Origin of the sequence: Dactylosporangium sp. NPDC049742, assembly GCF_040674675.1 — a bacterium.
Lineage (GTDB): Bacteria > Actinomycetota > Actinomycetes > Mycobacteriales > Micromonosporaceae > Dactylosporangium > Dactylosporangium maewongense.
Genome location: NZ_JBFANF010000082.1, coordinates 39,801 through 49,983 on the forward strand (window position 1 = coordinate 39,801; position 10,183 = coordinate 49,983).

At 71.9% G+C, this 10,183-nt stretch carries 8 protein-coding genes; 4 read left to right on the plus strand and 4 right to left on the minus strand.

From position 1 onward, the window contains the following. Window positions 1-68: 68 nt before the first annotated feature. From AB0J72_RS52175 to AB0J72_RS52190, 4 genes are read left to right on the plus strand one after another with little or no spacing between them, the layout of a single operon-like run. Window positions 69-1,586 (plus strand): hypothetical protein, encoded by a 1,518-nt coding sequence (locus AB0J72_RS52175; RefSeq protein ID WP_363414471.1) that lies wholly within the window; start codon window positions 69-71, stop codon window positions 1,584-1,586. Beyond that, complete coding sequence (locus AB0J72_RS52180; RefSeq protein ID WP_363414474.1) at window positions 1,583-3,826, plus strand: hypothetical protein; 2,244 nt, start codon at window positions 1,583-1,585, stop codon at window positions 3,824-3,826. The genes AB0J72_RS52175 and AB0J72_RS52180 overlap by 4 nt, the downstream gene beginning before the upstream one ends. Continuing rightward, window positions 3,823-4,113, plus strand: coding sequence for a hypothetical protein (locus AB0J72_RS52185; RefSeq protein ID WP_363414477.1), 291 nt, complete (start codon window positions 3,823-3,825; stop codon window positions 4,111-4,113). Before AB0J72_RS52180 ends, AB0J72_RS52185 begins: the two co-directional genes overlap by 4 nt. Then, on the plus strand, window positions 4,110-5,381 hold the full coding sequence (locus AB0J72_RS52190) for a CHAT domain-containing protein (protein WP_363414480.1): 1,272 nt from the start codon (window positions 4,110-4,112) through the stop codon (window positions 5,379-5,381). Before AB0J72_RS52185 ends, AB0J72_RS52190 begins: the two co-directional genes overlap by 4 nt. 10 nt (window positions 5,382-5,391) lie before the next feature. On the opposite strand, the gene AB0J72_RS52195 is transcribed toward AB0J72_RS52190, so the two are convergent. Genes AB0J72_RS52195 through AB0J72_RS52210 form a run of 4 tightly spaced genes read right to left on the minus strand, consistent with a single transcriptional unit; the run spans window position 5,392 to window position 10,030 of the window. Next, the gene (locus tag AB0J72_RS52195) at window positions 5,392-6,840 is read right to left on the minus strand and encodes a hypothetical protein (RefSeq protein WP_363414483.1); all 1,449 of its coding nucleotides are present in this window, start codon (window positions 6,838-6,840) and stop codon (window positions 5,392-5,394) included. Window positions 6,841-6,867: 27 nt separating this feature from the next. Then, the gene (locus AB0J72_RS52200) at window positions 6,868-7,596 is read right to left on the minus strand and encodes an SDR family oxidoreductase (protein ID WP_363414486.1); all 729 of its coding nucleotides are present in this window, start codon (window positions 7,594-7,596) and stop codon (window positions 6,868-6,870) included. Beyond that, complete coding sequence (locus AB0J72_RS52205) at window positions 7,593-8,750, minus strand: mandelate racemase/muconate lactonizing enzyme family protein (RefSeq protein ID WP_363414489.1); 1,158 nt, start codon at window positions 8,748-8,750, stop codon at window positions 7,593-7,595. Before AB0J72_RS52205 ends, AB0J72_RS52200 begins: the two co-directional genes overlap by 4 nt. Beyond that, on the minus strand, window positions 8,747-10,030 hold the full coding sequence (locus AB0J72_RS52210; RefSeq protein WP_363414492.1) for an extracellular solute-binding protein: 1,284 nt from the start codon (window positions 10,028-10,030) through the stop codon (window positions 8,747-8,749). The genes AB0J72_RS52205 and AB0J72_RS52210 overlap by 4 nt, the downstream gene beginning before the upstream one ends. Between the last annotated feature and the right edge of the window lie 153 nt (window positions 10,031-10,183).

Sequence of the window (10,183 nt, forward strand, 5' to 3'; positions counted from 1 at the left end):
CGGTCGCCGCTGTCCGTCAGAAGCCGCGTGCGAGTGAACGCCCGACATCCCGATGGAGGCTGAGTGACGTGTCCATGCTTGGACAGCGGCGCGCGCGTGGCGACGACACGGTGTACGTCCGAGCGACGCCGCAGAAGGTCGAACTGACCGAGACCTACGCCGTCGACCAGGAGATCTCGCGCAACCCCACGATCGAACAGGTCGGCGACGGCGCCGGCCGGATCGAGGTCACCGTCCCGTACGACGGGTACGAGTTCTTCACCCGGCAGGCCGTCGCCGACGTGGAGCGGGCGGTCGGCGCGCGCGGCGCCGGCGAGCGCCGGGGCGTCATCGGGCACCTGCTGCTCGCCGACCACACGAACACGTCGGGGCTGCGCAACGTCATGCGGCCGCACGGCCAGGCCGGGCTCGTCCCGCTGAGCATCCCGGTGGCGGACCGCGACGGGACGCTCGACCTGAGCGGCGGCCGGCAGGCGAGCGTCGTCACGCTCGACTACCAGCCGGACAACCCGCCGGTGTACCCGGTGGCGCTGACGGTCGAGCTGGACGACCTCGACACCCTGACCGGCACGTTCGACACCATGCAGACGCTGATGACCCGCGGGCGGGAGAACCCGTCGCTGGTCATCGAGCGGCTCCAGCAGGAGGCCAGCTTCTCCAGCGCGCTGCTGCTGACGTTCCGGGTCAAGATCGCGCTCCCGGTCAAGGCCGGCTACCCCGCGCTGCGGCCCGCGGTCACCGACATGTCGGTGGAGTGGCCGACGCTCACCTCGATGCGCAGCACCGAGCTGTACATCGAGAACTTCGGCGGGAAGCCCGATCAGCGGATCCGCCGGGCGCCCGTGCGGTACAACCCGGTGAAGGGCCGGCTGGAGTGGAAGGCCGTCCCGATGCGCGAGGTGAAGGAGGGCGGGCCGGGCAACGGCGCCGGCACCCGGGTCTTCCTCAGCGCGAGCTGCCTGCTGAAGATCGGGCACCCCGGCGAGCTGTTCGACCAGGACCAGCTCGAGGTGACCGCCCGGGTGCGGGTGCCGGACTACCTGCTGTCCGGGATGGAGGCCCGCCTCTACGACGCGGCCGGGCACCCGCAGCGCACGCAGCCGAAGCTGGCCACGAAGCTGAACGTCCGCACCATGGTCTACCCGGCCGACATCTTCGCCGGGCGGGCGTTCTCGCCGTACCACCAGTTCGTCGTCGACGACATCCTCCCCGACGAGAAGCGGATCACCGACGTCGTCACGGTGCTGCGCAACTCGAGGTTCACGGTCGACGAGCCGCGGCCGAAGGAACCGCAGGACCCGCTCGCCCCGACGTGGCTGGTGGTGGCGCACCGCAGCCAGGGGCCGGACAGCCTGGACCTCCTGGTCGCCGTCGAGGGCGAACGCACCACCCAGGGGCACAAGCAGCTCCTGCGCTCGGACTACGAGGTCAGCGGGATCAGGGACAGCGGCCGGCTCAAGGTGTCCGTCATGGCGACGCTGCCACGGGACCACCGGGAGCTCACCCGCGAGATCAACGCCTTCCAGAGCAAGCTGCGCGAGCGCTACCACTCTCACCAACTGTCCAGGAAGTCGGCGGGATCATGACTGAAGAACTGGTGGACCGCGCGCCCCGGGTGCGCTGTTACGAGTGCGGGTCCGACCGCGTCTTCGCGGTGTGTCACCACTGCCAGCGGCCGATGTGCGACCACCACAGCCCGCTCGCCTACCGGCAGGGCGGCACGCTGGTCCGGATGCCCGGCGGGTCGGCCGAGGAGGCGCGCCCGGCCAGCAAGGAGCTCGCCGGCCTGCACCTGGGCGGCCTGCGGGAGGCCGTCTACCACTGCAAGGACCACGTGCACATGGTCCGCGGCAGCCTGATGCCCTGGGTGTACGGCGGCGCCGGCGCCGCGGTGCTCGGGCTGCTCCTGCTGTGCGTCGCCGCGAAGTTCGGCCTGTTCCTCATCCTGACCGGCGGGCTGGTCGGCGGCGGCGCCTGGCTGCTCGGCCGGGCCATGGCCACGCGGATCGTGCGCCCGCCGCTGCCGCTCGTCCCGCAGGTGAACACCGTCGAGCTGCTCGAGCGGCTCGCCGGGTACGTCCGGCTCGAGGACGGCGAGTACACCAGCACCGTGGAGTCCCTCACCGGGCAGTTGACGGCCGAGATGTCGGCCAACGAGGGCCACGCCGCGCTCCGCGCCTACCGCAGGAAGTTCGGGGTGCCGGCCGCCGAGCCGGTGCCGTTCTCCGGCGGGTACCTGATGCTGCAGGGCGACGTCGGCCTGGCGTTCCGGGCCGGGCAGGCGCCGGTGCTCAGTGGCGGCACCGGCGTCTCGATCGGCGGCGAGTCCGCCGACGAGCACGAGCTGTTCCCCGCCGACCCGCAGCTGCCGCAGCGCGAGAGCACCCTCGCGATCGACTACGAGGTGCAGGACCGCCGCAGCCCGCGCGAGATTCCACTGTGGATCGTGCCGTCCCTGGTGCCGGCGTCGGACCGGCGGGCGCTGGAGATCGACCTGCACTGGAACCGGCTCGGCCCCGAGCGGGAGCAGCGGCTCAGCCTCGCCGTGTTCGACCTCATCGAGCTGGAGGTGCCGGCCAGCTGGGGCACCGTGGAGAGCTCCGCGCCCGGCCAGGTGGCGATCGGGCGGTCCGGCGGGCGGCGGACGATCCGCTGGAAGCAGCTGCCGCCGCCGCAGCCCGGGGCGCGCAGCCTCACGTTGCAGCTGCGGTTCGAGCGGCCCATCACGGAGGTGCCGGAGTCCACGGACCCGGACGACGACGGCAGCCGCAGCCGGCTCACGCTCTCCGGGAAGGTGGAGGCCACCTTCGAGGGGCTGCTGTCCGGGGTGACCGGCGTCGGCGTCTACCTGCCCGGCGGCGGGCCCGGCCACGCGCCGCGGCCGAAGACGCGGACGAAGGTGGCGGTGACCTTCGACGCCAGCCTCCGCTCGATCCGCTACCAGGACGACCGGGTCGTGCCGGACGAGAACCACGACGACGACCTCGCGCACGGCCGGCACCGGGCGGACGAGTTCCACGGGGTGCTGCCCGACTCGCGGACCGTCGCGGAGCTGACCAACGCGATCAGCTCCGACGGCTACTACGTGAAGAGCGTCGTGGAGCACCCGCCGTTCCGCGACGACGTCCGGATGGGCGTGGTGAACCGGGTCTGGGACATCGCCGGGCGGATGTACGTCGGGCTCTTCCCGATGGACTTCGACATCAACCTGCGCGGCGACGAGATGGCCGTGCAGGACGGGTTCACCGGCAACACGGTCGTGCAGGTGACGGTCAAGGGCGCGTACGCCAAGGGGACCCTGGTCGACAGCCGGGAGTCCGCCGACACGACCGGCGCCGTCCTGGACCTCGCGGACGCGACGGTCGAGACGGACCTGCAGGGCGACGAGCTGCTCCGGCGGATCGAGGACACCTGGGTCAGCCTGCACACCAGGGTCACGGACCTGCTGGCCGCCCGGGCCGAGCGGACCGTCCGGCGGCACGCGCTGCCGGGGGCGGCGGAGAAGATCCACCACGGCGAGCTGGTCGACTCCGTCCCGGAGCACGTCGTGCGGGCCGACCCGATGCCCGCCGTGTCCGCGACGGCAGTGCCCATGCAGACCGCGTCCATGCCCACCGTGCCCGTGCCGGCGGCGCCGGTGCCGGTCGCGCCTGGGCATGTCGCGCCGAACGGCGGGCCGGCGCCGGGAGACCGGCGCGCCGAGCTCATCCGGCAGCGGGAGGCCGCGGACGACGCGGTGATCAACGGCCGGATCAACGAGGACACGCACGGCCGGATCGTCGCCCGGATCGAATCGGAGCTCAGCAGGCTGGAGGCGTCACGATGAACATCAAGTGCGGGGTCAACGGCGAGGCGCGCGACGATCACCAGATCTTCGTGTGCCACCACTGCGGCATGCCGGTGTGCGAGGAGCACGGCTGGGTCGTCCCGGCCGACGACGCGTTCGCCGAGTTCTCCCACGTGCTGTCGGTGCTGCCGGACGTGCCGCCGCCGGCCACGGGCCTGACGCTGCCGCGGCCCGCCATGCACTGCCGCGACTGCGTGGACAGGTTCCACAAGGGCACGGTGAAGCGGCACGGCTGGGCCGACCCCCGACCGGTCGGCCGGCCATGATCGAGGTCTCCGTCACGCCCGGCGACGTCGTCGCCGGGCGCGCGACGCCGCTGTCGATCCGCTTCGCGAACACCGGCCGCGGCTCGTGCTTCAACGTCGTGTTCAAGCTGCGGCTGCCGACCGGGGTCGTGCTGATGAGCGGCTCCGGCCAGGTCGAGATCCCGGCGATCCGGGCCGGCCAGACCCACACGCACACGGTCACCGTCGCCGCCCGGCGGGCCGGCGCGTTCGAGCTGACCAGCACCAACTTCTCCTACCGCGACGAGAACGACAGCCCGGTGCGGGTCAACGACTTCCGCGCCGGCCTGACCGCGACGGCCGCGCCGGCGCCGGAGCGCCGCAGGCAGCCCTCCGGCCGCCTCCGCGTCGAGTGCGAGGACCGCGAGCTCGACCTCGGCGCGTGGGACGAGCTGTCGGTCAGGGTCACCAACACCACCGGCGTCCCGCTCGACGACGTCATCGTCGACGTCGTCGGCCCCTTCTCCGGCGACGGCAAGCGGTCCCGGATCGCCGTCCTGGCCGACGGCGCGACCGCGAGGTGCACCTTCGCGGTGAACGCGGCCCAGGGCGGGCGGCACGTGCCGGTCACCGTCAGCACCACGTACGGCTACCGGGACCTGGGCGGGGACCTCCGCACGGCCCGGCAGGAGGACCACGCGACCGTCGTCGTGCGGGCGGTCGAGCCGCGGCAGGAGTCCCCGTCGGTGCAGACCGTCCTGTACCTGGCGGCCAGCCCGCGCAACCTGCCGCAGCTGCGGTCGGACCTGGAGATGCGCAAGGTCAAGGAGCGGCTCCAGCTGAGCCGGCACCGGGACCAGTACCGCATCGAGCCCTTCCTCGCCGCCCGCTTCGACGACATCAGCCAGGCCCTCGTCGACTACGAGCCGCAGATCGTGCACTTCTCCGGCCACGGCGACAGCGACGGCAACCTGTGCGTCGAGGACGAGACCGGCAACAGCACCAAGATCACCCCGGAGGGACTCGCCGGGCTGTTCGGCCAGCACAGCTCGACGATCCGCTGCGTCGTGCTCAACGCCTGCTACTCGCAGCGGCTCGCCGAGGCGCTGACGGCGCGGATCGACCACGTCGTCGGCATGCGCTACCGCATCGGTGACGAGGCGGCGATCGAGTTCAGCGTCGGCTTCTACCTCGGGCTGTTCGCCGGCTGGGCGGTGCCGGACGCGTTCGCCCGCGGCCGGACGCACCTGCTCGCCCGGCCGGCGCTGTACCGCGAGCACGACTCGCCGCTGCTGTTCCCGCCAGCGTGACCGGCGGTTTTCAGACCTTCTCGATCCAGAACTGGATGGACTTCGGCGGCAGGGTCAGCGCCAGGACCGGGCCGGTCTTGTCGCCGAGGCCGCTGTTGTACTGCGACGGCGTGTACTGCTGCCCGTGGAAGGCTCGCGTCGAGCCGGTGTCCACGGTGTACGAGACGGACGCGGTGCCCCGGTTGGTGAAGGCGAAGACCAGCTTGCCCTGCGGCGTCTTCCAGGCCATGATCCGCTGGTCCTGGCGCACGGTGCCCTCGTCGACGTGGTGGCGCACGGAGTTCCACGGCAGGTACTGCACGAAGCCGGCGACGGCGTGCCAGTTCTGGCGGTTGTAGTCCCAGTGCCCCTTGGCGATGTTCGCGTACTTCGTGAAGTCGTTGTCGTCGTACGGGCGCCAGAAGCCGAGCGAGTAGCCGGCGGCCTCCGTGTTGTACGTGGGCTTGAGCGCATGCAGCCAGAACCACGTCGGCGAGTTCTGGAACGTCATCCAGTTCATGATGGACTGCGCGGTGTTGATCATCCGCCAGTCGCTGGTGCCGCCGGACAGGTACTCGAACTCGTTGTTGTAGACCACCTTCCCGGCCGCGTTGCCGGTGAACGCGCCGGCGGTCAGCTGCTCGTTGCTGTCGGCGCCGATCCGGTGCCAGCTCCAGCCGTCCACATAGGACAGCGCGGTGGCGTCGGCACGGATGAGCGCGCCGCCGCGGCCGTTCTGCCCGGCGTTGGAGTCGGCGTGGATGTGGATGTCGGGCCGGCTCGCCCGGATCTTCCCGGCCGCGACCTTGAACGCGGCGTAGTACTGCTCGTTGGAGTAGCCGCACGCGGAGTACGCCAGGTTGGTCAGGTGCGGCTCGTTCTGCAGCCCCCACATCTTCACCGGGATCCCGTTGGCCTCCAGGTACTCGATGTCGCGCACGAGCGCGTCGCCGAGCTGGTCCAGCGCCGCCGGTGTGGTCGAGGCGAGCGTGCCGCCGATGTAGCTGTTCGTGGACTTCCAGCCGGGCGCCGGCGACCAGTACTCGGCCGCGACGCCCTCGATCCCGGACTGCTGGATCAGCTCGCGGATCTCGGCCATCTGCTCGGGCCACCGGCCGACGATGTTCTTCCGGTCGGCGGTCAGGCCGCGCAGGTACAGGCCGAGGGCGAGCCGGCAGTAGCGGAACCCCCGGTCGGGGCGGACCTTCAGCATGTCCCGGTAGAGGCGGGTGCGCTCCTCGGCGACCAGGTCGTGCGGCACCGACGTGGTCGCCTCGGGCAGCCCGTTGTTGCCGGAGCCGATCGAGTCGAACTGCAGCTCGACGCCGAGCCCCCAGATCGTCTGGCGGGGCTGGTCGTGGCGGATGACGTAGTCGGCGGCGGCCGCGGACGCGGGTGCGGTGCGGGCGGCCGTGCCGAGGACGGCCCCGGCGCCGGCCGATGCGGCCAGGCCGAGGGTGGAGCGGCGGGTGAGTGCCATGGCGGTGGACCTCCTCGTTCGAAGTTGCTATTCGGGCTCCCGCAGCGGCGGAAGGCCCAGGGACTTGCGCGGCGCCGGACGGAGCAGGCTCGCCGCCTGTACCGCAGAAGCGCCGCCGTCGAGCACGATTTCGGTCCCGGTCAGCAGGGCCGCGGCCGGTGAGACCACATAGGACACCGCGGCGGCGACGTCCTCGGGGGTGCCGAGACGGCCGAGGTGCGCCTCCCGCTGGCGCGTCTCGTCGTCGGGGTCGGTGAGGCGGGACAGCGTCGCGGGGGTGCGGATCCAGCCCGGTGCGACGCTCACGGCGCGGATGCCGTGGGCGGCGTAGTCGACGGCGAGCTGGCGGGTGAACGCGGCGAGTCCGGCCTTCGCCGCCGCGTACGCGGGCAGGCCCGGCGCGAACGTGTGCCCCAGCACCGACCCGATCGTGACGATCACGCCCTCGCCGGCGGCCATCATGCCGGGCAGGACCTGGCGGGCGCACAGGTAGGCGGACGTCAGGTTGGCGTCCAGGATCCGGTGCCAGTCGGTCGGCTCGGTGCGGTGGACGGGCGCGCCCTCGGTGCTCCCCGCGCACGTGACGAGCACGCCGACGGTTCCCATGCCGGTGAAGCGCCGCTCGACCGCGGCCGGGTCGGTGACGTCCGTGTCGTCCTTGTCGATGCCGACGACGTCGTAGCCGTCGGCGTGCAGGCGGGCCGCCACGGCCGAGCCGATGCCGCCCGCCGCCCCGGTCACCACGGCGATGGTCATGCCCTGAACACCTCGTATCTCGCGATGAGCGACTCGTCGAGCGCGACGCCGAGGCCGGGGCCCGCCGGCACCGCCAGCGCACCGTCCACAAGGGACGGCTTGGTGAGCGGGAGGTCGTCGCGCAGCGGGTTCGGCAGCCGGTTGTACTCGTAGATCGGCACGTTGGGGGTCGCGGCGGCGAACTGCAGCGCCGCGGCGAGCCCGACCGCCGAGCCGACCCCGTGCGGGGAGACGGTGACGTGGAAGGCGTCGCACAGCGCCGCGATCCGCCGCGCCTCGGTGATCCCGCCGGCCCGCGCCAGGTTGGGCATGACCACGTCGACGGCGCGGGCGAGCAGGAAGTCGCGGTACCCGTACCGGCTGAACTCGCTCTCACCGGTGACGACCGGGATCCGGACGGCGGCGCGCACCTCGGCGAGCCCGGCGACGTCGTCCGTGGCCAGGGGCTCTTCCAGCCACCGCACGCCGAGGCCGTCGAGCGCCTGGCCGAGCCGGATCGCGGTCTTCACGTCATACGCGCAGTTGAGGTCGACGTGCAGCGCGGCCCGGCCGGCGAGGGCGTCGACGACCGCCGACGCGTGGGCGAGGTCGGTGGCCTCGCCGCGCCCGAGCTTGAGCTTCATCGCGCGGAAGCCCTGGTCGAGGAACGCGTGCGCGCGCTCGGCCGACTCGGCCACGTCCGGCAGGAACGGGATCGGGCTGGCGTAGACCGGGACCGTCTCGCGGACCGGCCCGCCGAGCAGCCGGTGGACCGGCAGCCCGGCGGCCTTGCCGCGCAGGTCCCACAGCGCCAGGTCGACGCCGCTGATCGCCTCCAGGTAGAACCCGCCGGTCCGGCCCGCGCCGGACTGCGCGCCGAACATCAGCTCCCACAGCGCCTCCGACGCGCCCGCGTCGCGCCCGACCAGCATCGGGGCGAGCAGCGTGCCGACGATCGTCGCGGTCACCCGCGGCTCGGGCAGGCCGTAACACTCGCCGATCCCCTCGATGCCGTCGACCGTCCGGATCCGCACGAGGGTGGTGTACTGGCCGAGCCGCGGCAGGACCCGGTGGCTCGACGCGGGGGTCGTGAGCCAGTCCGGGACGGTGTCGTAGAGGTCGGCGAACGGCGCGGCGAGCGCGATGGCCTCGACGGAGGCGATGGTGAGACTCATTTGATGAGGGCGTTCATCCGGTCACGGGCAGCCATGAGCGCGTCCTTCGGGGTCTTCTTGCCGATGAGGATGGCCTGGACCTCTTCGGCCAGGACCTTCTCCATCTGGGAGAACTGCGGGTAGATCCAGAACGGGCTGGCGCTGGAGTTGACGCCGATCTGGCTGGTGAAGTCGGTGGCGAACTTGTCGTTCTTCACCTCGGTGGCGGCCTGCCCCGCGTTGGTGGTCGGAGGGAGGCCCGCCTTGGTGAACCACGGGATCGAGTAGCCGGTGTCGGTGGTGATGGTCTTCGCGAAGTTCGCGGCCGCGGCCGCGCCGGCGCCGTTGACCACCACGATGATCTGCCCCCAGGCGAGGTGCCGCGGCTTGTCGCCGGCGTTCTTCACCGGGCGGGCGACGGGGACCATCTTCGTGCCGAGGTCCTTGTCGGGTGAGGATTTCGTGACGGCGGCGCGGCCGCCGATGGCGTCCTCGTAGAAGGCGGTCTTGCCCTGGGACATGAGGGCGCGGGCGTCGACGCGGTTGACGTCGGGGGCGATGAGCTTCTGGTCGTAGAGCTTCTTGTACCAGGTGAGCGCCTCGACCGACGGGTCGTCGCCGATGACGATCCTGTCGTTCTCGACGATCGGCGACCCGAACTCCCACAGCCACGGGATGATGTCCTTGAGCTGGTCGACCTTCGTCATGCCCGCCCACGGCACGACCCCGCCGCCGAGGCCCTTGACGGCGGTGAGCGCCGCCTCGAACTCGGCGATCGTCTTCGGGGCGCTCGTGACGCCGGCCTTCGTCAGCAGCTCGGTGTTGCTGATCAGGCCGATGCCGGCGGTGGTCCACGGCAGGCCGTACTGCACGCCCTTGGACTGGCCGAGCGCGAGCGGGGCGGCCGCGTAGTCCTGGCCGGTGGCGACGCTCTTGAGGTCCAGGAGCTTGCCGGTGGCGGCGAGGGTGGCGAGCCAGGCGACGTCGAGCTGGACGGCGCCGGTCAGCTGCCCGCCCTGCACCTGCAGCAGGACCTGGTTGAGGTAGTCGTTGTAGGGGTACGACGGCGTGCTGATCTTCGTCCCGGCGTTCGCGGCGGCGTACCTGTCGATCGCCGCCTGCAGGGGCTCCTTCGTCACGGCCTCGTTGTAGGCCCAGCTGGTCAGCGGGAACTCTTTGACGCCGTCGTCCTTGAGGCCTTCGGTGCCGGCGGGCTTCGGGGTGCTGGTGGATGGGGCGCAGGCGGCGAGGACGGTGCCGAACGCGCCGAGCTTGAGTATGTTGCGGCGGCTGAGTGACATGGGTGTGCTCCTGGGCTGGGGCGGGGTGTTCAGCGGCGGGGTGCTCAGCGACGGGGGGTCAGCCCTTCACGGCGCCGGCGGTGAGGCCGGCGACCAGATAGCGCTGGAGGATGGTGAAGCCGATGACGACGGGGAGGGACACGACCAGGGACG